Source organism: Legionella navarrensis (assembly GCF_052527415.1).
Genome location: NZ_JBNVZR010000007.1, coordinates 106,110 through 122,887 on the forward strand (window position 1 = coordinate 106,110; position 16,778 = coordinate 122,887).

The following is a 16,778-nucleotide window of genomic DNA, read 5'->3' on the forward strand; positions in this document are numbered from 1 at the left end:
CTATGTCGTTTACAACCTATACGTTTAACCTTCCCCACGTTAACTGTATTAATTGTGTCGGCGGACTCGAAGCGGCCTTGATAGCCTCCCAGGCTGACTGGAAAGACTCCCAGGGAAACAAGTACACTGCTCGTATTCACAATGTCTCGCTTGATCTCGCTGCTGCCGTCAAAACTGTCGCGATTAGTATTGAAGGCGATGTTCCTGAGCAGTATCTTATTGGGATGTTAAGCGGGGTCATTGATGACATGGGGCTTACGAATAGCCTCCACAGCGTGATCCGGCAAGAGCCCTCTTTGCCGCAGTCGTTCGATAGCGGAGAGTTTTTCGATCTGTCTGCGTACGAGGCTGTCTGGCAAAACGACAACACACTGCCTTTGCCCGAAACCGACGAAGAAGAGCCAGTGCCGCAGTCTGAGTCATCCGGGCGATGGGCAAAGCTGCGCCGTTTCCTCCTGTCACATGCGTTTCAGGGAGCGGTAGGTCTGACTCTTGGTCTGGCCTTGATGGCCGTATGCATTGCCTTTCCCGCCATGCCTTTTGCGGTGATGATTTCTCTCGGCGTTGCCAGCATCATCCTGACCTTGATCCTGGGGGCGCGCTCGTATTATGAAGCCGCACAAAAGCTGATTAAGTCGCGAACCCTGACCATGGATACGCTGTTTGCCATCAGTACACTGACGGTAATAGGCGTATCGATTGCTGCTTTTTTTGTTCCCTGGCTGCCCATGATGCTGGATGCCGGGCTGTTGATTTTTGGTTTTCGCCACGTTGGCCAGGCTATTGAGGAGTCGGTTAAACGGAGCATGTCGCTGGATAAAAAATTTCAGGATGACCTGCCAAAGCGGGTACGAGTCTGTCTGCCCGAGAATAAATGCTGGCGCGCGCTGACTGAGATTGTTCCGGGTGATATCCTGCGCATTGAGGCTGGCGAGTTAATTCCGGTTAATGGCGAATGCCTTAATGATGGCGCTGATTTGTACGATACCATCAAAACCGGCGCCAGCCAGGCGCGGGCTGCTTCCAGAGGTGAGCCTCTGCTGTCAGGCATGCGTCTGCATGAAACGTCGCGGCCGATGTATATACGCGCAACCGCCACGATGACCAGTTCGCATCTGGCTGTACTTGATCAGAATATTGCTCTGGCCAACAGCGAAAAGGCACCCATTCAGGAAGTCACCGGCCGGATTCTGCAGTACTTTATCCCGGCGGTCATCGCGCTGGCGATCATTTCAGGTATTGTTATCGGCGTGCTGTTTCCTCCCGCTCTGGCGATACAGTGTGCCGTCGCCGTATTGGTTTCAGCCTGTCCCTGTACTCTGGGTCTGGTCGTGCCGCTGGCGGTTAAAATCGGCATGCAAAAGGGTGCGCAGCACGGCGTACAGTTCAAAAGTGGTAAAACCCTGCAGGCTGCCGATGCAATCGACGTTGTTGTGTTTGATTTGAACGGTACTTTGACGGAAGGCATGCCGGCGGTCGATTCGTTCGTTTGTGTTGCTGATGATGCCGAGCCACGCGCCTTGCTGGCCTTCGCGGCGGCCATGGAGCGCAGCTCCGATCATCCCATGGCGCGGGCAATCAGTCAGTACGCGCAGTCTCTGTCCATCGACACATTGCCCGTTGACTGGGACGCCGAGATAGACAGTACCCATCATTCGGGCCTGTCGATCATAAGCGGTGATGAGCAATGGTCGATTGGCAATGCCACGATGATGAGGGAGCAGGGTGTTAGTGAACTACCGTCGCCACCGGCTCTGCAAGGCGGAGAAACACTGATCTATTTAAGTAAAAACCGGGTGGTGCAGGGCTATTTTGTCTTGAGCGATCCGCTGCGCCGGGAAGCTTGTCATACCATCCATACGCTGATGAAGCTGGGCAAGGAAGTGCATATATGCACGGGGGCCGACGAGGCCACTGCCAGGAGATACGCCGGCTTACTGGGTATTCCACCGGAACGGGTTGCCGCTGCCTGTGTTGGACTGGCAGAGAGCGGGCAGGAGCGAGACAAGCGCGCCTATATTCAGTCTCTAAGGCAGCGCGGTTTGCGCGTAGCCATGGTGGGTGATGCAGGCAATGACTCTCTTGCTCTGGCCGAAAGTGATTTTGGTATTGCGGTTAAATCCAGCTCTGGCAGTCTGATTACGCAGCAGGAAGCGGGTGCGGTCGTTCAAAGCGGTTCCCTGCTGCCCATCGCCAGTGCTTTTGAGGTAGCACAGCAAACCGTGCGCAACATTAAATACAGCCTGATATTCAGTCTCGGTTATAACACCGTCGGCATCCTGCTGGCAGGCGGCCTGATGGTGGCTGCTATTGGTTTTGCGTTTAATCCGGGCTTTGGTGCGCTGCTGATGGTTGTGCAGGTGGCTGTCGTTCTTGGTATTGCCTGTTACCTGAAAAACAAGCCATTAAAGCATTTGAGCGAGCCGTCTGTCACAGAAGAATACACACCAGGCGAGCCCCGCTCTTCCTACCACTATCTGTCGCAAACCATGACGCCAGGTAATCAGTCCGGCTTTCATGTCGATCTGGACAGCGATCAGGATGAACAGTTTGCACCGCTGTTATCTACGGGTACTAAAGAATGCCAGAGTGTCCAGGCAGGCGAGTACGGATTAAATAATCCGATCACTCAGCCATGATACCGGACTCTCTCAACAACTAAGCTGCCGTACGCGTCACCGTAACCTGGATATTGCGCGCCTGCCTTACCGCATCCGGCTTACTGACGCTGACAGTCACGGACGGGGTTGAAAACCTTTCGTTGATGAAGGTGGCCACTTTATCCGCCACGGTTTCAATCAGCTGAAACGATCGCGACTCCACAAACTGAATGACGTCCTGGCACAAACGATCATAATCAATTGTTTTAGCCAGATCATCTTCACAGTTACGAAAGTCACTGGGCAGCGATATGTCCAGCAGAAGGCGCTGAGAAATGCGCTGTTCCCAGGCGTGGACGCCGATTCGAGTGCTCACGGCAAGGCCGCTGATGTTTAAAATATCCATGATGAATTATCCCCAGTTAAGGCAAATGCAAATATACAACACAAAGTATATAATGCAAGGTCATTACTACCTGACAGGTGAACGCATGGCCGATGTTAACGACTCCCTTTTTTTGCGCGCTCTGCGCCGTGAACCCGTATCCCGAACCCCAGTCTGGCTGATGCGGCAGGCGGGACGATACCTGCCTGAGTATCGGCAGACCCGGGCGCAGGCGGGGGACTTTTTGAGTCTGTGTAAAAACACCGAACTGGCCTGTGAAGTCACTCTGCAGCCTCTGCGGCGCTTCCAGCTGGATGCGGCCATTCTGTTTTCTGATATTTTGACCATTCCCGACGCCATGGGCCTTGGTCTGTATTTTGCTGAAGGGGAGGGGCCTTGTTTCCGTCACCCCTTACACAGCATCAAGGCGATTGAACAACTGCCTCTGCCTTCGATGGCCGACAGCCTGAGTTATGTCATGGACGCGGTGCGCATGATTCGTCGCAATCTGCCTGCTGATTTGCCGCTGATTGGTTTTTCCGGCAGCCCCTGGACTCTGGCCTGTTATATGGTCGAGGGCCGTAGCAGTCCTGATTTTCACCGCATGCGCACTTTGATCGATAATGAACCTTCTGCGGCACAGTTATTGCTTGAAAAACTGGCAAAGGCGGTCACTGAATACCTGAGTGCGCAGGTACTTGCAGGCGCCAATGCCTTGATGATTTTCGATACCTGGGGAGGTTTGTTGTCGACAGAGCAGTACCAGCGGTTCTCTCTGGCGTACATGCACACCATCGTGACGGAGCTGAAAAAGCAATACCCCCGGATACCGGTTATTCTCTTTACCAAAGGGGGTGGGCAGTGGCTGCAGCAAATGGCTGATACCGGCTGTGATGCGCTGGGGCTGGACTGGACCTGCGATTTGGGACAGGCCAGACAGGTATTGAATGGACGGGTTGCCTTGCAAGGTAATCTGGCGCCGACTATCTTATTAGAAGAGGAACACCGCATTCGTCAGGAAGTGGAGAAGGTGTTGAATTCCTATGGCCATGGCTCTGGTCATGTGTTTAATCTGGGGCATGGTATAACACCCGATGTGCTGCCTGAGCGAGTCAAGGCGATGGTGGATGCGGTTCATGAATTGAGTCCCGCGTTTCATTTGGAGGCAACATGATAACGGACAGCGGATTTAAACCAGCCTGGTGGCTGACCTCGTCACATGCACAGACCATGTTTCCGGCTCTGGTCAGAAAAATACAGGTGCCGGTTGATAAAACAGAGCGTATTGTGCTGCCGGATGGTGATTTTGTTGATTTGTCATGGGTCATTAACGGCCTGCCTGATTCTGCGCCCCTGATGGTGGTGCTGCACGGACTGGGGGGCGGCATTCGGTCGGGTTATGCTGCTGGCCTGATGCATAGCCTGAATAAACAAGGCTGCCGTGCTGTCATGATGCATCTGCGTGGCGCCAGTGACGAACCCAACCGCATGGCGCGAGCCTATCATTCCGGCGATACAGCCGATTTTAATTTTGTCATGAATCTGCTTGCCGAACGTGAATCGACGATCCCCAGAGCCGCCATCGGTTTTTCTCTTGGCGGAAATGTGCTGTTGAAATGGCTGGGAGAGCAGGGAAGCCGTGCGCCACTGGATGCGGCTGTCGCGGTTTCAGTGCCTTTTCAGCTGGGTCGGGCTGCGGACAGGATGGGGCATGGTTTTTCCCGCTTGTACCAGGCATACCTGTTGAACAGCCTGCGCGATGTGTTGTCGAAAAAACGTATGGCCTGGAAGGGCGATATCCCGCCAGCCTTGCTGGACGCGGATAAATGGGACTGTTTCTGGACCTTTGACGAACACGTAACCGCGCCATTGAATGGCTTTTCCAGTGTACACAGTTACTATCGGCAATCCAGTTCGCGCGCGTATCTGTCCTCTATTCAAAAGCCCACCCTGATAATTCATGCTCTGGACGATCCGTTCATGACCGAAGACATTCTGCCCGGTCCCGACGAGTTATCCAGCCATGTCACGCTGGAACTGAGCAGCAAAGGCGGTCATGTTGGTTTCATCAGCGGTAATATCCCTGGAAAACCGGTGTACTGGCTGGAACAGAGAATTCCTGATTTTATCGGATCGTTTGTACAACGAACCCAGGACAGGTCTTGATCCTGACGGTCACGGTTCTGAGTCTGCCTCGTTCCTCGATTGCCTGTCTGATGCTATAATGGAACTCACTGGCAAAAAACCACTTTTACAGGATGTAATATGGCTCTCTCTCCCTCATGGTTTCTTTCCGGGCCAATCCCGGATAATGCGATTGATGCTCACTACGATTGGGTCTTATACCTTTTATCCTTTGCGGTGGCGGTCTTCGCGTCCTATGTAACCCTCGGTCTGGTCAGTCGTTTACGCGCCGAAAAAGATCCGAAAACGCGCCTGTACTGGCTGTTCGGTGGGGCTTTTACCCTGGGTGCAGGCATCTGGTCCATGCATTTTATTGGCATGCTGGCACTGGTGATTCCGGTGCGAATGGAATACGACGCGCTCTGGACTGCCGGCTCTCTGTTTGTTTCTGTTCTCGTCTCCGCCTGGGCTCTGTTTATTCTGCAGCGGCGCTATTCCGTTACCCGCCTTGCGCTGGGCGGTGTGCTGATTGGCTTTGGTGTAGCCCTCATGCACTACATGGGCATGGAAGGAATGAAGGTGCATTTGTCTGTTCAATACCGCCCAGATGTGTTTATCTACTCCATCTTTGTGGCAATTGTCGCGTCAGAGGCGGCCTTGTGGCTGGCCGTGCGTAATGACAGACCCCTCGGGGAAAAACAGTTCGGCGTGCAGATTCTGAGCGCACTGGTCATGGGGCTGGCCATGTGTGGCATGCACTATACGGGTATGTCGGCGGCAGTTTTTACACCAGGTTCAATCCTGACTGACAACCCAGACTACCAGACTCTGTCGACCAACCATCTGGCCTTGTTCGTTGCCAGTGTAACCATTCTGGTGATAAGCCTTGCCCTCGTGATTTCGGGTTACTACAAAAAAATGGTCATCGCCATTGAAAATGAAAAAGAATTTTTAAACGCCATGCTTGATAACATTGAAGATGGCATCATCGCCTGTGACGCGCAGGGTAAAATCACGGTTTTTAACACAGCTCTGCAAAAATACATCAACTCTAACAAGGTCAATAAATCACTGGACGATCTCCCCGATTTATTCAGTCTTTATGACCTTAATAATAAGCCTCTCGATAAAGAACGTTATCCTCTGAGGCTGGCGTTGAAAGGCCATTACGTGCACGGCATGGAGTTAATTGCCCGCTTTAAAAACAAGATATCAAGGCGCGTAATCGTTGATGGCCAGAGCATCATCAACTCACAGGGGATTAAGCTGGGTGCGGTGATTGTGATTCATGACGTAACAGACTTGAAGCAGACTGAACGTCTGAAGAATGAATTTGTTTCAACCGTCAGCCATGAGCTGCGCACACCGCTTACCTCCATCCGTGGCTCACTCGGTCTTTTGAGCAGTGGCGTGATGGGAACCTTTTCCGATAAGGCCGGCAAACTGTTGACAATAGCCAATAACAACTGCGACCGCCTGCTGTTCCTAATCAACGATATTCTCGATATGGAAAAAATCGAAGCCGGCAAAATGCAATATGACATTAAGCCGGTTTCCATTAACGATCTCGTACGTCGCTGTATCGATGATAACAAAATGTATGCGGAAAAATTTCAGGTCAAGGTGCAGCTGATGGAGCCAGCCATGCAGATTCAGGTGTTGGCCGATCCCGACCGGCTGGCACAGGTACTGGCCAATCTTATTTCCAATGCCTGCAAGTTTTCACCCGCTGGTGGCCGGGTCACCATCAGCATCACGCATGACGACGACAAGGTGCATGTGGCCATAACCGATACCGGCGCAGGTATTCCACATGAATTTCAGTCACGCCTGTTCCAGAAATTTTCTCAGGCAGACGCCTCCGATACGCGCGTCAAGGGTGGCACGGGCCTTGGCCTGTATATCAGTAAATGCATTATCGAAACCTTCGGTGGCAAAATAGGCTGCTTCAGCAAACCGGGTGAAGGAGCCACGTTCTACTTTGATCTGGACGTAATGCATCTCACTGAGCCGGTTCTGCAACCGTTATCTGACGCGATTAAGTCTCCCGACGTGAAGCGCCTGCTGGTTTGCGAAGACGACGAAGATCAGTCAGATTACCTGAAGATTCTGCTGGAATCAGCCGGCTTTACTGTCGACGTGGCCGACAGCGTTGAGCAGGCAAAAAAACTGCTGCAGCAGCATCGGTATGAAATTCTGTTACTGGATTTGATTTTGCCTGATCAGGATGGTATCGCCTTCATCCGAGAGCTGCGCACCTCAAAGCAGACGGAAGAGCTGCATATTATTGTTTTATCGGTTATCGCTCAGACCGGGCGTGCCCTGTTGAAAGACGACGGCATATCGATTATAGACTGGCTGGATAAACCAGTTGATTTTAAAAAACTGTTACAATCAATAAAGGGAATTTGTTATGCAAAATGAAGACATGCTTTCCATTCTCTACGCAGAAGATGAAGAAGATATTCGATCCATTGCGCAAATTGCACTGGAAGACATCGGTGGGTTTTCCGTCACCTATTGTACGAATGGTCTTAATGCCCTGCAGCAGGCCGATACCATCATCCCGGATCTGCTCCTGCTGGACGTGATGATGCCTGACATGGATGGCCCTGATACGCTGAGAGAGCTACGCAAACGTCCCGGTTACGCGACGATTCCGGCGATTTTTATGACCGCAAAAATACAGGCCGACGAAGTGGAGGAATACAAAGCCATGGGGGCGATTGACGTCATTCCCAAACCCTTCGATCCCATGACCCTGGCCGATGCCCTGAAGCAAGCCTGGAAGGCTCACCATGGTCGATAACATTCAGGACAGACTGCATCAGCTATTTGTGAAATACGCGCAGTCTCTACCGGACAAACTGGAGCGGATAAACGCCAGATGGCAGGGTTTGCAGGCAGAGTGGAACAACGGTGATATGCAGGTTTTTCACCGGGAAGTGCATAGTCTCTCTGGTTCGGCGGGCACCTATGGGTATCAGGACATCAGCGTGTGCGCCCGGCAGCTCGAACAGTATCTGAAGACGGTGCTGGATGCTCAGAGCATCCGTCAGATTAATGTGGATTTTGTCTGTGAGCTGCTGGCGCGCTTACAGGCGCTGGTAGAACTTATCCTGCATCATAAGACAATAAAAGAGGATGTTTTGGAGGAGCTGGACTCCGTTAATCCAGTTGTTAACATGTGTATCTACCTGGTTCAGCGTGATGTGCAATCGGGCATCGACCTGAGCGAATCCATAGAACACGCCGGATACAGTGTGCAGTCGATATCGGATTTACAGGCTTTGGAGCAGGCCGTTTACCATAAGAACCCTTTGGCCATCATTGTTAATACGGATTTTCTCGATAACAGCGGCATACTTTGTCTGCAGCGCATTCAAAAACTGCATAATGTATCGGCCTACGTGTTTTGCATTGTGCCTAATGCCGACCTGCTGCCACGATTACAGGCCATTCGCGCTGGCTGCCATGGTTTTTTCCAGCATCCGGTGGATGGGTTTCAATTGACGCAGCTGTTAAAACAGAAGCTCAGTATGAGCAATCGTGAGGCCTGGCGTATTTTGATTGTGGAGGACTCAGAGTCGCTCGCAGAGTATTATTCCCTGATTCTGACACAGGCCGGTATGGTTACACACATCGTAACTGATCCCATGCAGTTACTGAATGAGCTGGCTGGTTTTCTACCCCATCTGATTCTGATGGATATTTACATGCCGTCCTGTACGGGTCTTGAGCTGGCAGCTGTGCTGCGCCATGAGCATCGTTACATGAAAATACCGATTATTTTCCTGTCCACCGAAGACGACAGGCATAAGCAGCTATCTGCCATGAGCATGGGCGGCGATGATTTTCTGACCAAACCGGTTTTGCCCCAGCATTTGGTTTCGGCAGTACGGGCACGCTCGAGACGGGCCGGGATGCTCGATTATTTTATGACGACCGATGGTTTAACCGGCCTGTTAAACCACTCCAGCGTGCTGGGGCGTCTGGACATGGAAATTGCGCATGCCAGGCAGAAAAAAAGCCCCTTATCACTGGTGATGATTGATATTGATCACTTTAAAAAAATCAACGACACCTGGGGGCATCCTGTCGGAGACATGGTGTTAAAGAAACTGGCAGCGCTGCTGCTGGTTCGTCTGCGCGCCCAGGACATTGTTGGTCGTTATGGCGGTGAGGAATTTGTCTTGATTCTGCCCGGCGCGCAGGCTGAGCAATGCTTCAGAATCTGTAATGAACTGCGCGAGCAATTCGCTGCTCATCGCTTTCGCTCGGAAGGGCAATCTTTTTCCGTTACCTTCAGTGTGGGGTTTTCCTGTCTGCGTGGCAATAATGACGCCGAAAGCCTGCTGGTAGAGGCCGATCAAATGCTCTATCAGGCCAAGCACCATGGCCGAAACAAGGTGGTGGGTTTTGAGAGTCAAAACGTGGCCTGTGATTAGACATGTAGCCCGTATTAGCGACAGCGTAATACGGGGCGAAGCCAAATCATACCCGTCAGGCTGCCAGGAGCCGTCGACCTCAATCTCTTTTATTTATCCTTTCTGGCAAGATAAGTCTTAATCAGCCTCAAGGTGTTCTCAATGTCGGCAACCGACTCCGGCGCGACAAAAATGGTGTCGTCTCCCGCCAGGGTACCCAGAATATGGCAGGTTTTATGGTCGAGAATTCTGGCAATCAATGATGCCGAGCCTGGACTGGTACGTATGATGATCATGCTTTCGTTGGCAACGATATCAATCACAAGCTCACTGACGCTGGTCGCAATAGACGGTGGCGTCGCATCGTGGGGCAGACGGTACACCATCTCTCCCTGATCATTCTTGAACTTGATGGCATTGATTTTACCCAGCAGGCGCGACACTTTGGACTGATTAATCCGATGCCCCTGAGCCTCCAGCGCTGCGCAAATCATCTCCTGTGTGGCATTGCTGCCCTTCTTCAGAAGATCCCGTAAATCATCCTGCAAACGCTTTGATGCGTCCTGTTCACTGCTCATTATTATCCACCTTTTACATATTTACTTGCATATTTATGCATTTTAATTTAAATTGTATGAATATTTATTCGCAAAGCCCGCATAAATAAAGCAGACCTGCGTTGCGATAGTGTATGACAAAAAAACTAAGGGGTGACGTATTATGGCAAAAGAAAAAATTGTTTTGGCTTATTCAGGTGGTCTGGATACGTCAATAGCGATCAAATGGTTTCAGGATAAGTACAATCTGGATGTGATTGCTGTTGTCGGTGATCTCGGTGAAGGCAAGGATATGGCAGCGATTCAGAGTAAGGCTCTGAAAACCGGAGCAATCGCCTGCCATGTTCTCGATTTGAAAGAAGAATTTTCCAGTGATTATCTGGCCAGGGCCCTGAAAGCGAATGCTCTGTACGAAGGGGTCTATCCTCTGGTGTCGGCTCTGTCCAGACCCTTAATCGCGCAAAAACTGATTGAAATTGCCAATCAATACGGTGCCGGCATGGTGTCGCACGGCTGCACCGGCAAAGGTAATGACCAGGTTCGATTTGATGTGGCATTAAACACCCTGAAACCCGGCATCCAGATTATCGCCCCGATGCGCGAGCATCCCATGACCCGCGAGGACGCGATCCTGTATGCCAGAGAGCATCAGATTGATTTACCTGTTGACCTCGACAATCCCTTCAGTATCGATAAAAACCTGTGGGGTCGAAGCTGTGAATGTGGTGTGCTGGAGGATCCCTGGCTTGAAGCACCCGAAGCCGCTTATGAGCTGAGCGTCTCGCCCAGAGTGGCTCCCGATACAGCAGAAATCATCGAGATCCAGTTTGAACAGGGCCTGCCGGTTGCTCTGAATGGTCAGGCGCTGGCCCTTCATGACCTGATAGCAGCCCTGAATGCCAGTGCCGGTCAGCATGGCGTGGGACGAATTGATCACGTTGAAAACCGTCTCGTAGGTATTAAATCCAGAGAAATTTACGAAGCGCCGGCAGCGATTACCCTGATTAAGGCACATCAGGCCATGGAGTCACTGTGCCTTACGCGGGACATGGCGCAGTTCAAGCCCATTCTGGAGCAGAAATTCACTCACCTGGTTTATGAAGGATTATGGTTTTCACCGCTGATGCAGGCCCTCAATGCCTTTATTGATGAGAGTCAGAAAAATGTGTCCGGCGTGGTGCGCATGAGTCTGTTCAAGGGACAGGCCACGGTGATCGGCAGACAGTCTGCCCGCTCTCTGTACCAGCATGATCTGGCCACCTACGACAAGGGCGATGCCTTCGATCACAAGGCTGCAGTAGGCTTCATCAGCATTTATGGCCTGCCGATGAAAGTGAATGCCCTGGTCAATACTGAGTATCAGTTATGAAGCTATGGGGCGGACGATTCAGTAAACACACCAGCCAGCTGGTGGACGAGTATAACGCGTCAATAGGCTTTGATTATCAACTGGCGACCTATGACATCGAAGGCAGTCTGGCTCATGTCAGAATGCTGGGGCATTGTCAGTTGATTTCTGAGGAAGAACAGGTGCTTATCTGCGCCGGACTGTTGCGTATTCAGGAAAAAATCACATCCAACGCAGTGGATTTTTCTGTCAGTGATGAAGATATTCATATGAATATCGAGCGCCTGTTGCATGAGGATATAGGCCCCGTGGCGGGCAAACTGCACACAGGGCGCAGCCGTAACGATCAGGTAGCGCTCGATATGCATTTGTATCTGCGTCATCACGTGGTGGGTATCGTCAGGCGGCTGGCTGATTTTCTAGAGGTGATTCATACCCTGGCGGCCGGGCACATCGACACAGTTATCCCCGGATATACGCATCTGCAACGTGCGGAACCACTGCGTTTTGCCCATCATCTGCTGGCCTATTTCAATATGTTCAGCCGGGATGTTGCCCGCTTGTGTGATTCGTTCCCGCGCGTTAACCGGTGTCCGCTTGGCGCTGGTGCACTGGCGGGCAGCGGGTTAGCGGTGGATAGGGAGTACGTGGCAGATCTGCTTCGGTTCGACGGCGTATACACCAACAGTCTGGATGCTGTCAGTGATCGGGATTTTGTGGTGGAGTTTATGGCGAATGCATCTCTTATCATGATGCATCTGTCCAGACTCAGTGAGGAACTGATTCTCTGGAGCAGTCACGAGTTTGCCTTTGTGCAGCTGGACGATGCCTTTTGTACCGGCAGCAGCATGATGCCACAGAAAAAAAATCCCGACGTATGTGAGCTGGCACGCGGTAAAACCGGGCGTGTATACGGTGCATTAATGGGCGTGCTGAGCATGTTAAAGGCTCTGCCTATGGCCTACAACAAAGACATGCAGGAGGACAAGGAAGGCCTGTTTGACGTGGTTAAAACTCTGTCGAAAACGCTGGAAGTGTATACGCCCATGCTGGCATCCATGCAGATCAATCAAAGCCGGATGCGGCAGGCAGCGGAGCAGGATTACGCCAATGCCACTAACCTGGCCAATTATCTGGTGGCGAAGGGTGTGCCGTTTCGCGAGGCACATGAGATTTGCGGAAAGCTGGTGCGTTATGGCCTTGAGCATCAGCAACTGCTGTCACAACTTGAGCTGCCTGTGTTCAGACAGTTCAGCGCATACATTGACGAGGATGTTTATCAGGTGCTGACCCTGGAAGCGGTCGTGGAAGCGCATCAGGCCACCGGCGGCACCGCAAGACAATGCGTACAGCAGCAGCTGGACGATGGGCGTGTGCGTATGCAGGAGATTCAAGACTGGCTGACACACCATAGCCCGGATTAGGCGCAGCCGTAATCCGGGATGCCGAATGAATAACGAGGTACCTGAACATGATAAAATTTACAGGAGGAACGCTCCTGATCATTGGAGCGATAATCGGGGGTGGGCTGTTAGCCATCCCCATCGTATCGGCACAGTTCGGTTTTATGAGCACCCTGTGCCTGATCGTGGCGACCTGGTTCGTCATGACCAGTACTGGTCTCTTTGTGTTGTCTCTTTGCCTGCGTTGTCCGGAAAAATACAACTCCTACTTCAGCATGATGGGCCGGTTTTTCGGACCAAAAGCACAATTGGCTACGGTTGTTCTGTTTTTATGGCTCTTGTATCTGTCGCTGTCATCCAGCATTTCCGGCTGTGTGTCCCTGATTTTAAGCCATCTCAACCCTGACGAGTCCGGCCTGTCGTATTTCAGTGGCTGCATACTCTTTGTGTTGCTGCTGGGCTCTCTGATGGTGATCAGCTCAAGACTGGTTGTCCGTGTCAACGTCCTCCTCGTCAGCGTTAAACTGGGGGTGTTGCTTTTGGCCATCGGGACGGTGCTGTCGAATACCCATTCGTTTCCCATGCACGGGTTCAGCCTCCTGCAAAAGGGAGGCTTGTCGCTGGTGATGATCATCATCAATGCGTTTGGTTATCAATTCATCATACCCAGCCTGGTGTCCTACTACGGACGGGAGCATGCTGCGTCCTTCAAATGGATGATCATGGTCGGTACCACCAGTGTCATGGTCTTATACATTGCCTGGCTGTATGCCATCTATTCGATTATCCCAATGACGGGGGAGCATGGCCTGCTGGCTGTATCGCAGAGCGAAAATCAGCTGATGGCTCTGAACAGCAGTCTGGCATTTTACACGCAGTCCAGCTACGTTCTGTCCCTGTTATCAGGCTTTGAAACCGTGGCTCTGTTTGGCTCGTTTTTCTGTGTCTCGCTTGGCGTATTTGACTTTCTGGTCGATGTGTTTAAAACCAGCAATCGATACCTCGTCGGCCTGGCCACCTTCACGCCACCGCTGTTGTTAATCCTGATGTCACAAAACATGTACGTATATGCAATGTCCGCAGAGGGATACATCGCCATTATTCTTGAGATCATGATTCCACTTTACCTCGCATCCAGCCTGACGCGCCGCCCTGGCGTGTAAATCACCCATCATTCTGTCCGTTTTATCAATCATTATGTTTTACCGGAGTTATTATTATGCCCTATATCACCAACACCGCCGATTTGCCTGCAGCCCATAATCTTGAGAGCGCAGAAACTGCAAAAGCCGCAATTCTCAGGCCCACTCGACATTTTGAAATCGCAACCGGCGATAATCCCGATATGATTAGAACACTGGCTCTGCAAGAGCAGTTTGTAGACGAGGCTTTGTCAGCCAGTCCACCCGCCACGGAATGGGAGCGGGAACAAAAAAAGAGCGAATTAATCCGCCAGTTCCAACAGTCGCTGTCCGATAAGGCTTTTGCCGAACAGCTTAATCTAATAGAGAAAATAAAAGAGCAGGGCGTACCGGTTCGTCTGCTGGTTGAAGACAAAGGATTACTCGAAAAAGGCGATGTGGATTTTTATACCGATCAGATTTTTGCGACAGACACCGGGCAGTATTACGATGCTCAGGGAGAACTGCACTTCATTGCCGCTGCCTTTAAAAACAGACAGCGGCAGGGTGAGGAGGCGCTGGCGGTTGCTCAGGCCGGTAATCTGGGGGCGACGATTCACTGGCTGACGAACGACGAGGGAAAAAAACTAACCTTTGAGGGCGGCGATATCCGACAAATGATCGGTAAAAAGCTGTTTTTCATCGGTCAGGGACATCGCAGTGATCCCGAAACCGCTATCGCTATTGCGAAGCTGTCTTCCTACTATGTTCTGCCGGTTCAATTACTGCAGGAGCAGTTTTATCACCTGGATTGCTGTTTTATGCCCCTGCCTGATGATGCGGCAGTCATCTACGAAGGCGAGTATCAACAGGATGAGCATGGGCAAACGCTATATGATGATCGGGGCTGGCCGGTGCTTTGCTCTGGTACCGAAACCATGACAGCCGAGAGCAGGGCCTTGATCAGAGCGGTTTACCCACCGGAAAAACTGGTTCTCATTTCCAGACTTGAGGCACTGGCTTACGCCACCAACGCGGTTATTCTGCAAAATCCTCACAGCGGTCGATTCAAATTGTTTGTGAATGGTGTGCCGCGAACAGAGGAAATACAGAACGATGAACAGGCTGCCCTGCAGGCACACAGAATTTCCTATACGGCGGCGCATCTGGAGCGCATTCTGGCTCTCAGCGGTGGTCATCTGGACATCATTGAAACACCTTACAGCACCATGCATGGCTCCGGTGGTTCGGTGCGCTGCACGGTGCTGGAGCTGGCCTGTAGAAAAGAAGCCCTGCATCCGAGACAAATCAATGCATGGCATTACAGTGATGCGCTGGACCGACTCGAGGCCAGGCTGGCTCACCGCGCGGTTAGAAGCCCGGCATTTTTTCAGGCGGAGCCAGGGGCTCTGGCGACATCATCGACGGCGGATATGCCGGAGCATAATCCGATTCCTGAGCCAGGTAAGTAGGCGCGGACGCCACGACAGCATGACTGGCTGGAAAAAAGGCGGTCGAATAAACAGCGGAGTTCCAGGCGTGGATCGTGGCAATACCGGGTGCACGGAAATAAGAAGGAAGCCTTCTTCTTATTTCCGTCAGGTGCGCCAGTGTTCCTGAGGCAAGCGTTGGCTTAAATATCAAACCGCGCTGGGCGTAAAAGAAAGCGCCCAGTGCACTTTGTTCGTTCTGGCATAAATCGATGATGCGCCGCTGCGGTTCCGGCGGTAACTGTTCAATGAATTGAATCACGCGCTCTTTGTTATTTGAATGTTTGCCGAGGCGCTCCAGATCCTTGCGGTTAAGGTATAAGCCGGGCCTTTGTATACGGAGTGAGGCCTCGTCAAGCGTCAGATGCAGGCTGTCCACCAGTACCAGCAGCGCGATGGCGTCGGGGTTAACGGTTCCCCGGCTCAGCAGTTCCAGCAAAGGTGTCTGTCCCTGCCTGTTTTTGCTGTGCGGATTAATTTTCAAAGCCAGAGCCGCCCGGATAACATCCAGCATTGCGGAACGAACGGCCAGATGCAGCAGATTATCTCCGTTGTGATTCACCGTATTCGGGCTGGCGCCGGCCTTGATGAGCATCAGCGCGGCCTCAAAATGACAGGGTGTCTGATTTAACAGCCAGTACAGCGCTGTGTGCCCCTCCCCGTTGCTGATATGCACGTCAATTCCGGTATCAAGTGCCGCACGAATATGGTGAATATCGCCTGAACGCGCGGTAATATGAAGCAGGCTGTCCAGATTATTGTTTAAGGTATTGGGATTTGCTCCCTGACTGATTCGTGATGCGACAACGGCCATGTCGATCGCACCCTCAGATAAATAACGGCCCAGCTCGATATCGTTTATCATCAACACTCCTTATTGATTTAATTCATCATAAGCAGCTATTTGAAGTTTGTATAGCGTGGCGGAAAAAGTGTACAATCGCGCTCACTGAAATACACTTTTTAAGAGCAGATTATTATGAAAAACTTAAAGCCAGGCGATCAAATCTGGATTATCGGTTTTGAAGTGGAAGATGAGTTTTATATGGTATCCAGGCAAACCGTGATTGGTTTTCTGGAAGACGAAAACAAAGTCGAATGCGAAGACGATTTTAACACCTTCCACGTTGCTTTTGATGACATTTATCCCAGTAAAGCTGAAGCCATCAACGCCATGATCAGCCGACTGACACGTTTGCGGGATGAGCTGGTTTAAGATCCCGCTCTAACACGCACATATCATCCTGATATGCCGTAGGTTGGGCCTTGGCCCAATGGCACTACCTTCAGTAATTTCGGATAAAATTTTACCAATCCTACGTC

Annotated in this window: 14 protein-coding genes; 11 read left to right on the forward strand and 3 right to left on the reverse strand. The window is 51.5% G+C overall.

Annotation, left to right across the window (positions count from 1 at the left end; genetic code table 11):
• The first annotated feature begins 2 nt into the window (after positions 1-2).
• On the forward strand, positions 3-2,639 hold the full coding sequence (locus tag ACQUTA_RS06210) for a heavy metal translocating P-type ATPase (protein WP_444987355.1): 2,637 nt from the start codon (positions 3-5) through the stop codon (positions 2,637-2,639).
• 19 nt (positions 2,640-2,658) lie between these two features.
• Here the strand turns inward: ACQUTA_RS06210 and folB are convergent, their stop codons facing one another.
• Positions 2,659-3,006, reverse strand: coding sequence for a dihydroneopterin aldolase (gene folB, locus ACQUTA_RS06215; protein ID WP_444987356.1), 348 nt, complete (start codon positions 3,004-3,006; stop codon positions 2,659-2,661).
• A gap of 85 nt (positions 3,007-3,091) precedes the next feature.
• Between folB and hemE the strand changes: the two genes are divergently transcribed.
• From hemE to ACQUTA_RS06240, 5 genes are all read left to right on the forward strand, one after another.
• Entirely contained in the window at positions 3,092-4,159 is a 1,068-nt protein-coding gene (gene hemE / locus ACQUTA_RS06220) for a uroporphyrinogen decarboxylase (RefSeq protein ID WP_444987357.1), read from the forward strand.
• Positions 4,156-5,151, forward strand: a complete 996-nt coding sequence (locus ACQUTA_RS06225; RefSeq protein ID WP_444987358.1) for a hydrolase — start codon at positions 4,156-4,158, stop codon at positions 5,149-5,151. Before hemE ends, ACQUTA_RS06225 begins: the two co-directional genes overlap by 4 nt.
• A gap of 99 nt (positions 5,152-5,250) precedes the next feature.
• A complete protein-coding gene (locus tag ACQUTA_RS06230; RefSeq protein WP_444987359.1) occupies positions 5,251-7,533 on the forward strand; it encodes an MHYT domain-containing protein in 2,283 nt (760 codons plus the stop codon).
• A complete protein-coding gene (locus ACQUTA_RS06235; protein ID WP_444987360.1) occupies positions 7,523-7,918 on the forward strand; it encodes a response regulator in 396 nt (131 codons plus the stop codon). The genes ACQUTA_RS06230 and ACQUTA_RS06235 overlap by 11 nt, the downstream gene beginning before the upstream one ends.
• Positions 7,908-9,557 (forward strand): diguanylate cyclase, encoded by a 1,650-nt coding sequence (locus ACQUTA_RS06240; RefSeq protein WP_444987361.1) that lies wholly within the window; start codon positions 7,908-7,910, stop codon positions 9,555-9,557. The genes ACQUTA_RS06235 and ACQUTA_RS06240 overlap by 11 nt, the downstream gene beginning before the upstream one ends.
• An 89-nt stretch (positions 9,558-9,646) precedes the next feature.
• Here the strand turns inward: ACQUTA_RS06240 and ACQUTA_RS06245 are convergent, their stop codons facing one another.
• Entirely contained in the window at positions 9,647-10,114 is a 468-nt protein-coding gene (locus ACQUTA_RS06245) for an arginine repressor (protein WP_444987362.1), read from the reverse strand.
• Between the two features lie 142 nt (positions 10,115-10,256).
• On the opposite strand from ACQUTA_RS06245, the gene ACQUTA_RS06250 reads away from it, so the two are divergent.
• The 4 genes from ACQUTA_RS06250 to ACQUTA_RS06265 are packed head-to-tail and all read left to right on the forward strand — an operon-like array spanning position 10,257 to position 15,437.
• The gene (locus ACQUTA_RS06250; protein ID WP_444987363.1) at positions 10,257-11,462 is read left to right on the forward strand and encodes an argininosuccinate synthase; all 1,206 of its coding nucleotides are present in this window, start codon (positions 10,257-10,259) and stop codon (positions 11,460-11,462) included.
• Positions 11,459-12,865, forward strand: a complete 1,407-nt coding sequence (gene argH / locus ACQUTA_RS06255; RefSeq protein ID WP_444987364.1) for an argininosuccinate lyase — start codon at positions 11,459-11,461, stop codon at positions 12,863-12,865. The genes ACQUTA_RS06250 and argH overlap by 4 nt, the downstream gene beginning before the upstream one ends.
• Positions 12,866-12,912: 47 nt before the next feature.
• On the forward strand, positions 12,913-14,007 hold the full coding sequence (locus ACQUTA_RS06260; protein WP_444987365.1) for an aromatic amino acid transport family protein: 1,095 nt from the start codon (positions 12,913-12,915) through the stop codon (positions 14,005-14,007).
• A 56-nt stretch (positions 14,008-14,063) separates the two neighbouring features.
• Positions 14,064-15,437 (forward strand): arginine deiminase-related protein, encoded by a 1,374-nt coding sequence (locus tag ACQUTA_RS06265; RefSeq protein ID WP_444987366.1) that lies wholly within the window; start codon positions 14,064-14,066, stop codon positions 15,435-15,437.
• Here ACQUTA_RS06265 and ACQUTA_RS06270 read toward each other — a convergent pair.
• Positions 15,337-16,320, reverse strand: a complete 984-nt coding sequence (locus ACQUTA_RS06270) for an ankyrin repeat domain-containing protein (RefSeq protein ID WP_444987367.1) — start codon at positions 16,318-16,320, stop codon at positions 15,337-15,339. The two genes, ACQUTA_RS06265 and ACQUTA_RS06270, sit on opposite strands and share 101 nt — an antisense overlap.
• A 114-nt stretch (positions 16,321-16,434) precedes the next feature.
• On the opposite strand from ACQUTA_RS06270, the gene ACQUTA_RS06275 reads away from it, so the two are divergent.
• Positions 16,435-16,671, forward strand: coding sequence for a hypothetical protein (locus ACQUTA_RS06275; RefSeq protein ID WP_444987368.1), 237 nt, complete (start codon positions 16,435-16,437; stop codon positions 16,669-16,671).
• Positions 16,672-16,778 lie beyond the last annotated feature (107 nt).

What these genes read in the sequence shown, in the direction of transcription:
- ACQUTA_RS06260 (WP_444987365.1), top strand. Translation starts at nt 12,913, where the DNA reads ATGATAAAATTTACAGGAGGAACGCTCCTGATCATTGGAGCGATAATC.
- ACQUTA_RS06210 (WP_444987355.1), top strand. Translation starts at nt 3, where the DNA reads ATGTCGTTTACAACCTATACGTTTAACCTTCCCCACGTTAACTGTATT.
- ACQUTA_RS06230 (WP_444987359.1), top strand. Translation starts at nt 5,251, where the DNA reads ATGGCTCTCTCTCCCTCATGGTTTCTTTCCGGGCCAATCCCGGATAAT.
- ACQUTA_RS06270 (WP_444987367.1), bottom strand. Translation starts at nt 16,320, where the DNA reads ATGATAAACGATATCGAGCTGGGCCGTTATTTATCTGAGGGTGCGATC.
- ACQUTA_RS06225 (WP_444987358.1), top strand. Translation starts at nt 4,156, where the DNA reads ATGATAACGGACAGCGGATTTAAACCAGCCTGGTGGCTGACCTCGTCA.
- ACQUTA_RS06240 (WP_444987361.1), top strand. Translation starts at nt 7,908, where the DNA reads ATGGTCGATAACATTCAGGACAGACTGCATCAGCTATTTGTGAAATAC.
- folB (WP_444987356.1), bottom strand. Translation starts at nt 3,006, where the DNA reads ATGGATATTTTAAACATCAGCGGCCTTGCCGTGAGCACTCGAATCGGC.
- ACQUTA_RS06245 (WP_444987362.1), bottom strand. Translation starts at nt 10,114, where the DNA reads ATGAGCAGTGAACAGGACGCATCAAAGCGTTTGCAGGATGATTTACGG.
- ACQUTA_RS06265 (WP_444987366.1), top strand. Translation starts at nt 14,064, where the DNA reads ATGCCCTATATCACCAACACCGCCGATTTGCCTGCAGCCCATAATCTT.
- hemE (WP_444987357.1), top strand. Translation starts at nt 3,092, where the DNA reads ATGGCCGATGTTAACGACTCCCTTTTTTTGCGCGCTCTGCGCCGTGAA.
- ACQUTA_RS06275 (WP_444987368.1), top strand. Translation starts at nt 16,435, where the DNA reads ATGAAAAACTTAAAGCCAGGCGATCAAATCTGGATTATCGGTTTTGAA.
- ACQUTA_RS06235 (WP_444987360.1), top strand. Translation starts at nt 7,523, where the DNA reads ATGCAAAATGAAGACATGCTTTCCATTCTCTACGCAGAAGATGAAGAA.
- ACQUTA_RS06250 (WP_444987363.1), top strand. Translation starts at nt 10,257, where the DNA reads ATGGCAAAAGAAAAAATTGTTTTGGCTTATTCAGGTGGTCTGGATACG.
- argH (WP_444987364.1), top strand. Translation starts at nt 11,459, where the DNA reads ATGAAGCTATGGGGCGGACGATTCAGTAAACACACCAGCCAGCTGGTG.